Origin of the sequence: Streptomyces sp. NPDC091282 (assembly GCF_044757385.1) — a bacterium.
GTDB classification, from domain to species: domain Bacteria; phylum Actinomycetota; class Actinomycetes; order Streptomycetales; family Streptomycetaceae; genus Streptomyces; species Streptomyces gramineus.
On record NZ_JBIVUX010000005.1, the window covers coordinates 229,196 to 243,294 of the forward strand.

The following is a 14,099-nucleotide window of genomic DNA, read 5'->3' on the forward strand; positions in this document are numbered from 1 at the left end:
CAACTAGGACATCGGCAACTAGGACATCGCCGACCAGGGCATCGGCAATCAGGACATGGCCTGGGGCCCGCTTGAGCGCCCCGGAAGGGGCGCGGGGAACCGCGCGGCCGGCCGCGGACGTGCCGCGGCCGGGCGAGGGCGGTTCCCCGTCGTCGGCCCGGCGCCGGTCAGAGGCTGGTCACGTCCAGGTCGCCCTCGGCGTACCGCCTGCGCAGCACCTTCTTGTCGAACTTGCCGACGCTCGTCTTGGGCACCGCCGTCACCATCGTCCAGCGCTCCGGCAGCTGCCACCTGGCGATCTTGCCCTCCTCAGCGAGGAAGACGCGCAGGGTCTCGAAGGTGGCCGTGGAGCCCTCCCGCAGCACGACCGTCGCCAGCGGGCGCTCGCCCCACTTGTCGTCCGGTACGGCCACCACCGCGGCCTCGGCGACGTCGGGGTGGGACATCAGCGCGTTCTCCAGCTCCACCGAGGAGATCCACTCGCCGCCGGACTTGATGACGTCCTTCGCGCGGTCGGTCAGGGTGAGGAAGCCGTCGGGGGAGATGGTGCCGACGTCACCGGTCTTCAGCCAGCCGTCCTCGCTGAACTTGTCGTCGGGGCGCAGCGGGTCGGCGTCGGGGCCGTTGTAGTAGGCGCCCGCGATCCAGGGGCCGCGAACCTCCAGCTCGCCGGCCGACTCGCCGTCCCAGGGGAGGCGTTCGCCGCCGGGGCCGGTCAGCCGGGCCTGGACACCGGCCGGGAAGCGGCCCTGGGTGAGGCGGTAGGCGAACTCCTGCTCGGTACCGACGGCGTGGGCCGGCGGGCGGGAGACCGTGCCGAGCGGGGAGGTCTCGGTCATGCCCCAGGCGTGGCAGACCCGCATGCCCAGCTCGTCGAACGCGGCCATCAGGGAGGGCGGGCAGGCCGAGCCGCCGATGGTGACCTGGGTGAGCGAGGTGACGTCACGGGGCCGGGCGGTGAGTTCGCCGAGCAGGCCCTGCCAGATGGTGGGGACCGCGGCCGCGTGCGTGGGCCGCTCGCTCTCGATCATCTCGGCGAGCGGGGCGGGCTGCAGGAAGCGGTCCGGCATGAGGAGGTTGACGCCGGTCATGAAGGTGGCGTGCGGCAGGCCCCAGGCGTTGACGTGGAACTGGGGCACCACGACCAGCGAGGTGTCCTGGTCGGTCAGGCCCATCGACTGGGTCATGTTGACCTGCATGGAGTGCAGGTAGATCGAACGGTGGCTGTACACCACGCCCTTGGGGTCGCCGGTGGTGCCGGAGGTGTAGCACATGGCGGCGGCCTGGCGTTCGTCCAGCTCGGGCCAGTCGTACGTGGTCGGCTTGCCGGCGATCAGGTCCTCGTACTCGTGGACGGGCACGGTCGCGCCGTCCAGCAGGGACCGGTCGCCGGGTCCGGCGACCACGATGTGCCGGAGCGGCGCGAGGTGCGGGAGCAGCGGGGCGAGCAGCGGCAGCAGCGAACCGTTGACGATCACGACCCGGTCGGCCGCGTGGTTCACGATCCAGGCCAGCTGTTCGGCGGGCAGCCGCAGGTTGAGCGTGTGCAGGACCGCGCCCATGGAGGGGATCGCGAAGTACGCCTCGGTGTGCTCCGCGTTGTTCCACATGAGGGTGGCCACGCGGTCGTCGTCCCGGACCCCGAGGTCGTCGCGGAGGGCGTGGGCCAGCTGCGCGGAGCGGGCGCCGATCTCGGCGAAGCTGCGGCGGTGCGGCTCGGCCTCGCCCGTCCAGGTGGTCACCCGTGATGCGCCGTGGACCCGTGACCCGTGCGTCAGGATCGTGGAGATCAGCAGCGGTACGTCCTGCATGGTGCTCAGCACGGCGTCCTCCCGTGGCGACATTGCCTACTCGGCGGTAAAGGGGCTGCGCTGATTCTGCTCACATACCGGTCGGTATGTCACTAGGGGCGAGACAACTGACACAGTCGGCGGTGGTCTGTCCGGCTATCGGGCGATCTCCAGCTCGGGATCCTCGCGCAGCTTGCCGAGCGCACGCGACACGGCGGACTTCACCGTGCCCACGGACACCCCGAGCACCTCGGCCGTCTGCACCTCGCTGAGGTCCTCGTAGTACCGCAGCACGACCATCGCCCGCTGCCGCGCGGGCAGCTTCATGATCGCCCGCCACATCGCGTCGTGCAGCGCCTGCCGCTCGGCCGGGTCGTCCCCGCCGCCCACCGGCTCCGGCTCGGGCAGCTCGTCGCAGACGAACTCGTCGACCCGGCGCTTGCGCCACTGCGAGGTCCGGGTGTTCAGCAGGGCCCGGCGCACGTAACCGTCGAGGGCCCGGTGGTCCTCGATCCGCTCCCAGGCCACGTAGGTCTTGGCGAGCGCGGTCTGGAGCAGGTCCTCCGCGTCGTTCGGGTTCGCGGTCAACGAGCGGGCGGTACGGAGCAGCACCGGCTGGCGGGCCCTGACGTACGACGCGAACGACGGGTACGGCCGGGTCTGCCTCGCCGAGACAGCGGCGCCCGAAGCGCTGGTGCAGACGGGTGTGGTCATGGCTCCACGCTATGAGCGAACGGTACGAGGGCGGATCGGCCGCAGGTCCCGAAGGAGAGTCCGCCTCAGGTTGTAGGGGTGGGGCCGGCTACACCTCCTGAAGGTGGAGTACGAGGGCGGTACTCCTGCGGGTTCACCCCTGGGGGTGCGGACCGGCCGGGGCCCCAAAGCGGGCGCCGGCCGGCCCCCGGTTCACCCGTCCGAGGTCAGGACCAGCCCCGATGTCGGCACCCCGGTGCCGGCCGTCACCAGGACCCGGCCCGCGCCCGGTATCTGGTTCGCGCCCGTGCCCCGCAGCTGGCGTACTCCTTCCGCGATCCCGTTCATCCCGTGGAGGTACGCCTCCCCGAGCTGTCCGCCGTGCGTGTTCAGCGGCAGCCGCTCCTCGGCGACGAAGTCCGCCGCCTCCCCGCGTCCACAGAACCCGAACTCCTCCAGCTGCATCAGCACGAACGGCGTGAAGTGGTCGTACAGGATGGCCACGTCGACGTCGGCCGGGGCCAGGCCCGAACCGCGCCACAGCTGTCCGGCCACCACGCCCGTCTCCGGGAGGCCGGTCAGGTCGTCCCGGTAGAAGCCGGTCATCTGCTCCTGGCCCCGGCCGGCACCCTGCGCGGCCGCCGCGATCACGGCCGGCGGACGGGGCAGGTCCCGCGCCCGCTCCACCGAGGTGACCACGAGCGCCTGGCCGCCGTCCGTCTCCTGGCAGCAGTCCAGCAGGCGGAGCGGTTCGACGATCCAGCGGGACGCCGCGTGGTCGGCGAGGGTGATCGGACGGCCGTGGAAGTAGGCGGCGGGATTGGTCGCCGCGTACTTCCGGTCCACCACCGCCACGTGGCCGAACGCCTCCGGGGTCAGCCCGTACGCGTGCAGGTAGCGCTGCGCCGCCATCGCCACCCAGGACGCCGGGGTGAGCAGCCCGAACGGCAGCGCCCAGCCGAGCGCCGCGCCCTCCGCCGACGGCTCCCTGCGCTGCACACCCGAGCCGAACCGGCGTCCCGACCGCTCGTTGAACGCCCGGTAGCAGACGACGACCTCGGCCACTCCCGCCGCCACCGCCAGCGCCGCCTGCTGGACCGTCGCACAGGCCGCGCCGCCGCCGTAGTGCACGCGGGAGAAGAACGACAGCTCGCCGATCCCGCAGGCCTGCGCCACGGTGATCTCCGGACTGGTGTCCATCGTGAACGTCACCATCCCGTCCACGTCGGCCGCGGTCAGCCCGGCGTCGGCCAGCGCGGCCCGCACCGCCTCCGCCGCCAGCCGCAGCTCGCTGCGCCCCGAGTCCTTGGAGAACTCGGTGGCCCCGATCCCGGCGATCGACGCCCGCCCGCCGAGCGTGTCCCGGCCCCGGACGCTCATGCCTCCTCCTCGTCGACGATGGTGACGGTCACCAGGGAGCCGGTGAGTTCGACGGTCACCGTGCCGGTGACGTGGTCGCCGAGGCCGTTGGTGCCGGTCACCCGGATCACCGCCGTGTCCGTGGTGTGGTCCAGCTCCTCGATGCGGCCGGTCAGCACCATGGTGTCTCCCGGGTGGTTGGGCGCGCCGAGCCGGATGGCGACCTTGCGGAGTTCCGCCGTCGGGCCGAAGTAGTCGGTGACGTACCGGCCGACCAGGCCGTTGGTGGTCAGGATGTTCATGAAGATGTCCGGCGAGCCCTTCCGGCGGGCCAGCTCGGCGTCGTGGTGCACGTCCTGGTAGTCCCGGGACGCGATCGCTCCGGCCACGATCAGCGTCCGGGTGATCGGGATCTCCAGGTGCGGCAGCTCGGTGCCCACGCCCGGCCGTGTCGTCTCAACCCGCATGCGCGATCAACTCCCCCAGTTCCTGGAGCACTTCGCTCCCGCTGCCCAGATAGGCGTCCAGCTGGCGCCCCCACAGGAAGTGCCGGTGCACCGGATGGGCGACGTCGGCGCCCGCGCCGCCGTGCAGGTGCTGGCCGGTGTGCACCACCCGCTGCCCCGCCTCGGACGCCCACCACGCCGCGGTCAGCGCGTGCGTGGCGTACGGCAGCCCCGCGTCCCGCCGCCAGGCCGCCTCGTAGGCCGTCACCCGGATCGCCTCGACGTCCATGTGGGCGTCGGCGGCCCGGAGCTGGACGGCCTGCCGGGTGGCGAGCGGGCGCCCGAACTGCTCGCGGGTGTTGGTGTGCGCGACGGCCCGGGCCAGCGAGCCCGCGCAGACACCGGCCTGGAGCCCGGCGAAGGCGGTGCGGGCGACGGCCAGGACGTCGGCGTAGGCACCGGGGCCGCCGGGTCCCGGAGCGCCGCCGAGGGGCTCGGCCGGGGCTTCGCGGAGCGTGAGCCGTCCGGCCGACCAGGGCGCGGTCAGCTCGGTCTCCTCGACGCCGGTGCCCTCGCCCGCGCCGAGCGGCACCAGCCAGAGCCGCCGGCCGGCGTCCGCGACCAGCACGTGCGTGGCGTCGCGCAGCCAGGGGACGACGGGGACGGTGCCGGTCAGTCCGCCGCCCGCCGCGGGCCGTACCCCCCGCTGGGCCGGAAACGCCCCGGCGACGACCACCGAGCCGTCCTCGATCCCCGGCAGCAGCCGCTCCCGCTGTTCCTCCGTGCCGTGCGCGGCGACCGCCAGCAGCCCGTACGCGCAGCTCGCCGCGTACGGCACCTGGGCCGTGGTCCGCCCCTGTTCCTCCAGCAGCAGGACCAGCCCCAGCAGGCCCAGTTCGCCGACCGCGGCGACCAGTCCGGCGCCGGTGAGGGCCTTCCACAGCTCCTGGTCGCTGCCGGTGCCGGCGGCCCGCAGCCGTTCGTGGGTGGCGAGGTCGGCGAAGACACCGGCGGCCAGGTCGCGGGCCGCGGCCTGCGCTTCGGTGGGCGTGAAGTCCATGTCAGGCCTCCCCGCCGCCGGGACCGGCGAGGCCGTCGACGGTCCGGAAGACGGGCAGGGTCAGCGTGCCCTCCTCGTCCTCGTAGCGGCGGAACTCCACCCGTACCGGCAGGCCGATCCGCACTTTGTCGTACGGCACCCCCACCACGTTGCTCACCATCCGCACGCCCTCGGCGAGTTCGACCAGGCCGACCGCGTACGGAGGGGAGAAGGCCGGGAAGGGCGGGTGGTGCATCACGACGTACGAATGGACCGTCCCCTCGCCGGCCGACTCGACGGTGTCCCAGTCGAGGCCGCCGCAGGCGTTGCAGCCCGGCAGCCAGGGGTGGCGCAGGGTGCCGCAGCCGGTGCAGCGCTGGATGAGCAGGCGGCCCTCGGCCACGCCCTCCCAGAAACCGGCGTTGTCCCGGTTGACCACCGGCCGGGGCCGCGCCGGGGCCCTGACCGGCCGCCCGGCGGGCGCGTACTTCAGGACGCGGAGGCGGTGCACGCCCACCGGCTCGCCGCCGACCCGGATGTCCGTGCGCGTGGTGATGAAGTAGCCCGTGCCCAGTCTCGTCGTCTTCCGCGCGGACACCGTCTCGATCACCGTGTCGAAGACCGGTTCGTCGCCCGGCCGCAGCGGGCGCAGGTACTCCTGCTCGCAGTCGGTGGCGACGATCGAGACGCAGCCCGCGTCGTCGAGCAGGGCGGACATCTCGTCGTACGCGCCGGTGCGTGACGGGTTCCCGGACAGGCCGCCCATCGTCCAGGCCTGGAGCATGGTGGGCGGGGCGATCGCGTCCGGCCCCTCGTACGCCGGGTTCGTGTCGCCCATCGCCTCGCACCAGTGCCGGATCATGGGCAGGTTGACCGGGTCCTTGGCGGTGCCCGCCCGGGAGGCCGGCAGCCCCTCGTACGCCTTGAGCCGCGCTCCCAGCGCGTCAGTCTCCCCGGCCACGGCCACCCCTCCTCATCCCGAGCCGCATCGTCGCGACGATCTCCCGCTGCACCTCGCTCACCCCGCCCCCGAACGTGTTGATCTGCGCCGCCCTGTTGAGCCGCTCCAGCTCGCCGCCTTCGAACGCCCCCGGCGATCCGGACCGGACCAAAGCCGCTTCGCCGACGATCTCCTGACACATGCGATACGTCGCGACCGCCGATTCCGTTCCCGCGAACTTCACCCCGCTGGCCTCCGCGGGGGCCACCCGGCCCGCCCCCGTGTCCCCCACCAGACGCCAGCTGAGCAGGCGGTTCGCCGCCAGCCGGGCATGCGCTTCGGCCAGCCGGAAACGCACCCAGGGCTCGTCAACACGGCGAGCGCCGGTCACCGGATCGGGGGTGCGGGCGGCGGTGAGTGCCGCCTCGTAGAAGTCCTCGGCCTGCATGGCGGTCGCGGCGAGGGCGACCCGCTCGTGGTTGAGCTGGTTGGTGATGAGCGACCAGCCGTCGTGCTCGGCGCCGACCAGGTGCCCGGCCGGAACGCGGACGCCGTCGTAGTACGTGGCCGTGGTGGTCTGGCCGCCCACCGTCTCGATCGGGGTCCAGGAGAAGCCGGGGGCGTCGGTGGGGACCAGGAGGATCGAGATGCCGCGGTGCCTGGGCGCGTCCGGGTCGGTGCGGCAGGCGAGCCAGATCCAGTCGGCGTGCTGGGCGCCCGAGGTGAAGATCTTCTGGCCGTCGATCCGCCAGCCGTCGCCGTCCCGCACCGCCCGGGTGCGCAGGGCCGCCAGGTCGGTGCCCGCGGAGGGTTCGCTGTAGCCGATGGCGAAGACCAGGTCGCCGCCGAGGATGCCGGGCAGGAACCGGGCCTTCTGCTCGTCGCTGCCGTACTTCATGAGCGTGGGCCCGACCGTGTTGAGCGTGACCATCGAGACGGGGGCGCCGGCCCGGTACGCCTCGTCGAAGAAGACGAACTGCTCGTCGGCGCCCCGCCCTTGACCGCCGTACTCGACGGGCCAGCCGAGCCCGAGCAGACCGTCCGCGCCGATGCGGCGCAGCAGGGCACGGCGCTCCTCGGGTGCCTCGGGCACGAGGGAGGGCATCAAGGACGCGAAGTAGGCGCGGAGTTCGGCGCGCAGCCGCTGCTGGCGTTCGGTGGGGGCCAGATGCATGGTTTCTGACTGTCCGTCAGATACGGACGCCTGTCAAGGTCGAACCGGCGGGCGCCGGGAGCCGCGAGGGCCGGCGGCGCGCGGGAAAAACGCCTGCGCGGCGGTACCGGAGTACCGCCGCGCAGACGCGCTACATCCCCACGGAGCACACCCCACCAGGGCTCAGAGGGGGACTACCACAGCTGGGTGAAGTGGACGGCAACGTTGTCGTTGCCCTGCTGGAGAGCCGTCCAGGCGGAGCCGTTGACCTGCGCGGTGTTGCTCTGGTTCGACGCCCCGTTGCCCACCGCGTTCTGCTGTGTGGTGGAGGAGTTGCCGTTGTTGTCGTGGCCGACACCGCTGCCGATGATGCCCGCCACACCGGCGTTGGCGCTCGATCCGTTGCCGGCGATCGCACCGTTGTCCGCGGCGGCGACACCGGCGAAGAGAGCGGCGGCGAGCGGGAGGGCGGAGACGGCAGCGAGGACGCGGGCGGTACGGATGCTTGCCATGTTGTTTCCTCTCAGAGCCCGGCTAAGCCGGAGAGTACGTCAAGTACGGCTGTTTCCCAGGCAGTTGGCCGACCGCCTCGGGGTTGTCATCGACGTCGCGAGATCAGGATTGCCCACCGAATCCCCGGCGAACCAGTCCTTCCGGTCTCATTCGCCCTCAAGCGTGATGACAAGTCGATAAACCCCTTTCGCCATCTTTGGTCGATTCACGTCCTGATCGTGACCAGTCAGGACAGCACCACCACAAGCACTCCAAGAGGAGAACCGATCCGGCACCGATTCCGGCCAGACCCCCGCCCCTGGCACGGCACGCCGGCTCCCCCTTCCCTTTTTCGAACGTACGTACGAACATGGATCCATGGCCACCACCGACCGGCAGGCCACGACGCTGGCCCTCGCACACGCCCTGTCAGCCGCCGAGCGCGGCCTGGCCGTCATCCCCCTGTCCCGGACCAAACTCCCGGCCCTGCGCTCCCCCCACCGATCCCCCCACCCCGACCAGCCGCGACAGGCGCTGCCGCCCTGCCACGGCGAGTGCGGCCGCCCCGGCCACGGCGTGTACGACGCCACCACCGACCAGACCCGCATCCGCGAACTGTTCGCCGCGGCACCCTGGGCGACCGGCTACGGCATCGCCTGCGGACTGCCCCCGTACCGCCTCATCGGCGTCGACCTCGACGTGAAGACCGGCACCGACGCCCCCGGCGCGCTGCGCGAACTGGCGCTCCGGCACCTGTTCACCATCCCGCCCACGGTCGTCGTGCTCACGCCCAGCGGCGGCCGCCACCTCTGGCTGACCGGCCCGCCGGACGCCGTGATCCCCAACTCGGCCGGCCGGCTCGCCCCCGGCATCGACATCCGGGGCGCGGGCGGCTACCTGGTCGGCCCCGGCTCCCGCACCGACCACGGCGTCTACGCCACCGCCCCCGGCACCGAACACCTGGTCCCGGCCCCCTGCCCGCCGTCCCTCCTCCGCCTCCTGCTGCCACCCCCGCGGGCCCCGCACCCGGCGACCCACCCCTCGGTCGGCGACCGGGGCCAGGGCCTGGTCCAGTTCGTCCTCGCCGCCCACGAGGGCCAGCGCAACACCCGCCTGTTCTGGGCGGCCTGCCGCGCCTACGAGAACGGCATCGGCCGCGCCCTGCGCGCCCCGCTGACCGACGCGGCGGTCCACACCGGCCTGACCGAACGCGAAGCCCGCGCCACGATCGCGTCGGCGGCCCGCATGACGGGCCACCGCCCCTGAACGGCGGGCCGTCCGCCATGTCCGGCGGCCCTGAAGGACCCGAGGTCAGGGCCGCGGGGGCGGCGGCCTCCGGGGCGGGGTGCGAGAAGTCGTACACCGCCCAGTCCGTGACGCGGACGTACCCGAGGCGCTGGTAGAGGGCGTTGCTGGTCGGGTTGGCCGCGTTCGTGTAGAGCACCACCTCGCGCGCGCCCGCGGCGCGTGCGGCCCGGCTCACCTCGGCGGTCACGGCACCCGCGTAGCCGTGGCCGCGCAGGTGGGCCGGGGTGTAGACGGGGTCGACCCGGACCATGCCGGCGACCATCGGGTTCACGCCCGCCATGGAGACGGGGGTGCCGTCCGGCGTCTCCCACAGGGTGTAGCGCTTCTCGGCGAAGCGGGTGCCGGCCCAGGAGGCGGCGTCGATGACGACGTCCTCCCCGACGTCCGCCGCGAACTCGCGGCACCAGCGCATGAGGTGCTCGTGGTCCGCCCCGCCCATGATCCGGCCCCGGCCCGCCGGGAACGGGTCGGGCGGCGTGAGCGTGCCGAGCCGGTAGAGGTGCATCCGGACCCGGAGCGCCGGCGTCGCGCCGGTGTGCCGGGACCAGGCCTCGGCGAAGGCGGCGGCGGTGTCGTGGTCCGCGCTGACGAAGGGCAGGGAGTGCCCGAGGGCGGCCAGGCGGGCGGCGAGTCCGTCGGCCTGCCCGGAGTCCAGCGCGGAGACCGTCAGACCGCCGGGCAGGAACCGGTAGAAGAACGCACCGACCTCCCCCGCCTCCTCCAGCCGCCCCAGCACGGGAACCCGTCCGCCGACCCCGGCCCGCCCGAGGACGCGCAGCCTCTCCAGCACCGAGAGCTGGGAGGTGTGCACCACGGGCCGCGACCGCAGGAAGCCCCCTGCGGTCGCGAGGAACTCCTCGACGTCGTCGGTCAGACACCAGTCGGCTGAACGCATACCGCAAGCCTTCCGAGCGCCGGGGGATCCGTCCAGTGCCCGGAGGTCATCCGCTTCCAAGCGCTTCCTTGACCGGCTCCGGAGACGGTCATGGCCGTTCATTCATCGCGCCGTTACCTGCGACAACGCCTCTTTGACAGGGGTCTCGACGGGCTTGTAGACGTTCATGGTTCTCGGACGTCCGTGCTCGCGCATCGAGCCGGCGGACCTCCGTCGCATCCCTCAACGACCGAAAAGGACAAGCGTGTTCCTTTCCCCTCACACCGCCAGAGCGGCGCGTGTCATAGGCACGTTCGGCGCCGCCGCCGCACTCTCCGTCGGGGTGGCCGCCACGGCGTCGGCATGCACCATCGGCGACTTCTCGGCGGCTGCCGTGTGCGACGCGGGCGGCAACGGCGTCATCCGCGTCACCGACAGGGACGCCTCCGGCACCCCGGCCACCGTCAGCCTGTACGTGCAGCTCAGCATGCCCGGCGGTGAAAGGCTCATCACCACCAGGACGATCGAGCACCCGACCGCACAGGGCGTCTCCGTCGACCTCACGCCCCTGGACTGGTACGCGGGGGAGACCTTCCGGATCCACGTCAAGGCGACGGACAAGGTCGACGACGACATCCAGCCGATGACCGTCGTGGGAGACGAGACCTGCGCGCCCTCCGGGACCCCGTCCTCGTCCCCCTCCACGACGCCCGCGCAGCCCTCCGCGACGCCCTCCGCCACCGCCACCGGCGCTCCGAGCCCGGCGCAGAGCAGCAGCACGGCCGCCGCTCCCGCAGCGAGCGGCGCGCCGTCCCCCGCGGGCGGCAGCGGCAACCTCGCCGAGACCGGCGCGAGCAGCGGCACCACTGTGATCGCCGGCACCGCGGCGGCCCTGGTCGTGGCCGGCGGCGGCATCGTCCTCGCACTGCGCCGCCGGGCAGCCCACGGCTCCCGCTGACAGCCCCTTGACGGCCCCTGGGCACGGCCGTGGCTTCCTTCCGCCCGGGTGCCCGGTGGAGAACCGGGCCCGCACGGAGACCCACGGAAGCCTGCGGGGCCCGGGCAGCGGAACGGCCCCTGACCATGTCATCCGGTCAAGGGCCGTTCGGCCTGGCGGTGGGTGTGGGATTTGAACCCACGGTGACATCGCTGCCACGACGGTTTTCAAGACCGTTCCCTTAGGCCGCTCGGGCAACCCACCCCGCGTCGACCGAGATCGGCGCGGGGAACAGAGTAACCGGTCGGCACGCGCGTGTGCGGGTCAGTTGTCGCCCACACGGGAGCCCAGGGTCATTTCGACCGTGTGCTCGGAACCGCCCCGCTTGTAGGTGACCTGGACCTTGTCGCCGGGCTTGTGGGTCCAGATCTCGCCGATCAGGGTGGGGCCGCTGTCGATCACCGTGTCGTCGAGCTTGGTGATGACGTCGCCGGGCTTGAGGCCGGCCTTGGCGGCGGGGCCGCCCGACTCGACCGCGGCCGAGCCGCCCGAGCCGGAGTCGGTGATCTGCGCGCCGCCGCTGCTGTCCTCCAGGGACACCGACGCGCCGATCTTCGCGTAGACCGGCTTGCCGGACTGGATCAGCTGCTGGGCGACGTACTTGGCCTGGTTGATCGGGATGGCGAAGCCGAGGCCGATCGAGCCCGACTGCCCGGTGCTGCCCAGGCCGCCGCTGGTGGAGGACTGGATCGCGGAGTTGATGCCGATCACCGCGCCCGAGGCGTCCAGCAGCGGGCCGCCGGAGTTGCCGGGGTTGATGGAGGCGTCGGTCTGCAGGGCGCTCATGTAGGACGCCTTGCTGGTGGAGCTGCCGTCGCTGGAGGCGACCGGACGGTTCTTGGCGCTGATGATGCCCGTGGTGACCGTGTTGGACAGGCCGAAGGGGGCGCCGATCGCGATGGTCTCGTCGCCGACCGCCACGTTGTCCGAGTTGCCGAGGGCGAGCGGCTTGAGGTCCGACGGCGGGTTCTTGAGCTTGATGACCGCGACGTCGTACCCCTGCGCGTGGCCGACGACCTCGGCGTCGTACTTCTTGCCGTCCGGGAAGGTGGCGGTGAGCTTGCCGCCGTCCAGGGCGTCCGCGACCACGTGGTTGTTGGTGACGATGTGGCCCTGGGTGTCGAAGACGAACCCGGTGCCGGTGCCGCCCTCGCCGTTGGTCGACTCGGCCTCGATGGTGACCGTGCTCGGCAGCGCCTTGTTGGCGACCGCCGCGATGGTGCCGGCGGCGCGCTTGACCTGGGTGGCACCGCCGTCGGCGGAGGCGGAGACGGTGGTGGAACCGAGGTTGTCGTTGTTCTTGGCCAGCGTGTAGCCGAGGCCGCCGCCGAGGCCGCCCGCGACCAGCGCGGCCACCAGGACGGCGGCGATCAGACCGCCGCGTCCGCTGCCCTTCTTCGGCGCGGTCTGCGGCTGCTGGAAGGGCTGGTGCTGCGGGTACTGCTGGTCGTACGACGAACCCCAGCCGGCGCCCGCGGCGGCCCCGGCACCCGCGCCGGAGTCGGCGTAGGAGGGCGTCGCGGGGGGCGGGGGCGGCCAGGAGCCCTCGGGGCCCTGCGGCGCGGCGTACGGGTCACCCGCGGGCGCGCCCTGGGGCACCGGCGGGATCGGGGTGGTCGGCGATTCTCCGCCGTCGGACGCGGCTGCCTGCGGCGGGGCAGCGGGAGACGTCGGCGGCACAGGAGGTGCGGACGGGGCCGGAGGTACCGGGTTGCCCTCGTTCTCGGTGCTCACAGCTTCTCTCCTCGGTCCACGGCTTTTCGTCTCGGTCGCACTCGGTCACGCTCTTTCACGCTTGCAGTCGTCCGGCGCGATTCAGCTGAGCATGTGCTTTTGTACGTCGTCAGCTTTTCCCACCGGCCGTCAGGGCACCATAAGCGGTGGCTGTGGGTACACCGACAACCTTTATATAGGGCCTGTCTGACAAAAGTTCCCTTTACCGGCATCCTGGATGCCCCCACGCGCGTCCGCACGGTGGCACCATGTCGCGGTGACCCACGCACCACAGCATCGCATTCAGGTCGTCGCCCACCGCGGGGCCTCCGAGGACGCCCCCGAGCACACCCTCGCCGCGTACAAGAAGGCCATCGAGGACGGCGCCGACGCCCTGGAGTGCGACGTACGGCTGACCGCGGACGGCCATCTGGTCTGCGTCCACGACCGCCGGGTCAACCGTACGTCGAACGGCCGCGGCGCGGTGTCGGCCCTGGAGCTCGCGGACCTGGCCGCCCTGGACTTCGGCTCCTGGAAGAAGGGGCCGGCCTGGCGGGGCCGGGACGAGGAGCCCGAATGGGAGGTCCGGCCCGAGGACCGCGGGGACACCTCCGTCCTGACGCTGGAGCGGCTGCTGGAGCTGGTCGCGGACGCCGGGCGGCGGGTGGAGCTGGCGATCGAGACCAAGCACCCCACGCGGTGGGCCGGGCAGGTCGAGGAGCGGCTGCTGCACCTGCTGAAGCGTTTCGGCCTGGACTCCCCGGCCACCCCGGCCGAGTCGCGGGTGCGGGTGATGAGCTTCTCGGCGCGGTCGCTGCACCGGGTGCGGGCGGCCGCGCCGACGCTGCCGACGGTCTACCTGCTGCAGTTCCTCTCGCCCCGGCTGCGCGACGGACGGCTGCCGGCCGGGGTGGGCATCGCGGGTCCCTCGATCCGGATCGTGCGCAACCACCCCGCCTACATCGAGCGGCTGAAGCGCAACGGCCACCAGGTGCACGTCTGGACGGTGAACGAGCCGGAGGACGTCGACCTGTGCCTGGAACTCGGCATCGACGCGATCATCACCAACCGGCCGGGGGCGGTGCTGCGCCGGCTCGGCCGGTGAGCCGGAGCGAGCAGCCGTGGCATCCGGCGGGAACCGGCCCGGACGTGGCACGGGACCCGGCCCCGACGTGCGACGGGACCCGTCCCGGAGACGGAGCGCGACCCGGCCCGAGATGAGGAGCCGCACCCGTGCCGGGATAAAGAGTCGCGTAAGTAATTCCCGCACCCCTTGACCGCACAGCCCGCTCACA

13 protein-coding genes, 1 tRNA gene and 1 pseudogene are annotated in these 14,099 nt (G+C 72.6%); 4 read left to right on the top strand and 11 right to left on the bottom strand.

The window, feature by feature from the left end:
• Positions 1-167 precede the first annotated feature (167 nt).
• From ACIQOE_RS24440 to ACIQOE_RS24475, 8 genes are all read right to left on the bottom strand, one after another.
• Positions 168-1,844: a long-chain fatty acid--CoA ligase gene (locus ACIQOE_RS24440; protein ID WP_365559147.1), complete on the bottom strand. Its 1,677-nt coding sequence runs from the start codon at positions 1,842-1,844 to the stop codon at positions 168-170.
• A 102-nt stretch (positions 1,845-1,946) separates the two neighbouring features.
• Positions 1,947-2,504, bottom strand: a complete 558-nt coding sequence (locus ACIQOE_RS24445; protein ID WP_362639821.1) for a SigE family RNA polymerase sigma factor — start codon at positions 2,502-2,504, stop codon at positions 1,947-1,949.
• Between the two features lie 192 nt (positions 2,505-2,696).
• Positions 2,697-3,863: a lipid-transfer protein gene (locus ACIQOE_RS24450; RefSeq protein ID WP_401413731.1), complete on the bottom strand. Its 1,167-nt coding sequence runs from the start codon at positions 3,861-3,863 to the stop codon at positions 2,697-2,699.
• Entirely contained in the window at positions 3,860-4,309 is a 450-nt protein-coding gene (locus ACIQOE_RS24455; protein ID WP_401413733.1) for an acyl dehydratase, read from the bottom strand. The genes ACIQOE_RS24450 and ACIQOE_RS24455 overlap by 4 nt, the downstream gene beginning before the upstream one ends.
• Positions 4,299-5,348 carry an acyl-CoA dehydrogenase family protein gene (locus ACIQOE_RS24460; RefSeq protein ID WP_365559143.1) on the bottom strand — a complete coding sequence of 350 codons (1,050 nt, stop codon included), beginning with the start codon at positions 5,346-5,348 and terminating at the stop codon, positions 4,299-4,301. Before ACIQOE_RS24460 ends, ACIQOE_RS24455 begins: the two co-directional genes overlap by 11 nt.
• A 1-nt stretch (position 5,349) precedes the next feature.
• Positions 5,350-6,288: a bifunctional MaoC family dehydratase N-terminal/OB-fold nucleic acid binding domain-containing protein gene (locus ACIQOE_RS24465; protein ID WP_401413735.1), complete on the bottom strand. Its 939-nt coding sequence runs from the start codon at positions 6,286-6,288 to the stop codon at positions 5,350-5,352.
• Positions 6,272-7,441, bottom strand: a complete 1,170-nt coding sequence (locus ACIQOE_RS24470) for an acyl-CoA dehydrogenase family protein (protein WP_401413737.1) — start codon at positions 7,439-7,441, stop codon at positions 6,272-6,274. The genes ACIQOE_RS24465 and ACIQOE_RS24470 overlap by 17 nt, the downstream gene beginning before the upstream one ends.
• 173 nt (positions 7,442-7,614) lie before the next feature.
• Positions 7,615-7,932: a hypothetical protein gene (locus ACIQOE_RS24475; protein ID WP_351316303.1), complete on the bottom strand. Its 318-nt coding sequence runs from the start codon at positions 7,930-7,932 to the stop codon at positions 7,615-7,617.
• A 358-nt stretch (positions 7,933-8,290) separates the two neighbouring features.
• Between ACIQOE_RS24475 and ACIQOE_RS24480 the strand changes: the two genes are divergently transcribed.
• The gene (locus ACIQOE_RS24480) at positions 8,291-9,178 is read left to right on the top strand and encodes a bifunctional DNA primase/polymerase (RefSeq protein ID WP_351316306.1); all 888 of its coding nucleotides are present in this window, start codon (positions 8,291-8,293) and stop codon (positions 9,176-9,178) included.
• Positions 9,179-9,302: 124 nt separating this feature from the next.
• Here the strand turns inward: ACIQOE_RS24480 and ACIQOE_RS24485 are convergent.
• A pseudogene (locus ACIQOE_RS24485) lies at positions 9,303-9,725 on the bottom strand (GNAT family N-acetyltransferase); the annotation flags it as partial.
• Between the two features lie 69 nt (positions 9,726-9,794).
• Here ACIQOE_RS24485 and ACIQOE_RS24490 point away from each other — a divergent pair.
• Together ACIQOE_RS24490 and ACIQOE_RS24495 are read left to right on the top strand one after the other, a co-directional pair.
• Positions 9,795-10,109 (top strand): hypothetical protein, encoded by a 315-nt coding sequence (locus ACIQOE_RS24490; RefSeq protein ID WP_401413740.1) that lies wholly within the window; start codon positions 9,795-9,797, stop codon positions 10,107-10,109.
• 250 nt (positions 10,110-10,359) lie between these two features.
• Positions 10,360-11,052, top strand: coding sequence for an LAETG motif-containing sortase-dependent surface protein (locus ACIQOE_RS24495; RefSeq protein WP_365559134.1), 693 nt, complete (start codon positions 10,360-10,362; stop codon positions 11,050-11,052).
• 153 nt (positions 11,053-11,205) lie between these two features.
• Here the strand turns inward: ACIQOE_RS24495 and ACIQOE_RS24500 are convergent.
• Both ACIQOE_RS24500 and ACIQOE_RS24505 read right to left on the bottom strand, forming a co-directional pair.
• Positions 11,206-11,295, bottom strand: a tRNA-Ser gene (locus ACIQOE_RS24500).
• 60 nt (positions 11,296-11,355) lie between these two features.
• Positions 11,356-12,825: a trypsin-like peptidase domain-containing protein gene (locus tag ACIQOE_RS24505; protein ID WP_365559133.1), complete on the bottom strand. Its 1,470-nt coding sequence runs from the start codon at positions 12,823-12,825 to the stop codon at positions 11,356-11,358.
• A 256-nt stretch (positions 12,826-13,081) separates the two neighbouring features.
• On the opposite strand from ACIQOE_RS24505, the gene ACIQOE_RS24510 reads away from it, so the two are divergent.
• The gene (locus ACIQOE_RS24510; RefSeq protein ID WP_351316315.1) at positions 13,082-13,909 is read left to right on the top strand and encodes a glycerophosphodiester phosphodiesterase; all 828 of its coding nucleotides are present in this window, start codon (positions 13,082-13,084) and stop codon (positions 13,907-13,909) included.
• Positions 13,910-14,099: the final 190 nt, after the last annotated feature.

Coding starts and splice junctions, on each gene's coding strand:
- ACIQOE_RS24470 (WP_401413737.1), bottom strand. CDS start 7,441: ATGCATCTGGCCCCCACCGAACGCCAGCAGCGGCTGCGCGCCGAACTC.
- ACIQOE_RS24460 (WP_365559143.1), bottom strand. CDS start 5,348: ATGGACTTCACGCCCACCGAAGCGCAGGCCGCGGCCCGCGACCTGGCC.
- ACIQOE_RS24450 (WP_401413731.1), bottom strand. CDS start 3,863: ATGAGCGTCCGGGGCCGGGACACGCTCGGCGGGCGGGCGTCGATCGCC.
- ACIQOE_RS24440 (WP_365559147.1), bottom strand. CDS start 1,844: ATGTCGCCACGGGAGGACGCCGTGCTGAGCACCATGCAGGACGTACCG.
- ACIQOE_RS24480 (WP_351316306.1), top strand. CDS start 8,291: ATGGCCACCACCGACCGGCAGGCCACGACGCTGGCCCTCGCACACGCC.
- ACIQOE_RS24455 (WP_401413733.1), bottom strand. CDS start 4,309: ATGCGGGTTGAGACGACACGGCCGGGCGTGGGCACCGAGCTGCCGCAC.
- ACIQOE_RS24475 (WP_351316303.1), bottom strand. CDS start 7,932: ATGGCAAGCATCCGTACCGCCCGCGTCCTCGCTGCCGTCTCCGCCCTC.
- ACIQOE_RS24445 (WP_362639821.1), bottom strand. CDS start 2,504: ATGACCACACCCGTCTGCACCAGCGCTTCGGGCGCCGCTGTCTCGGCG.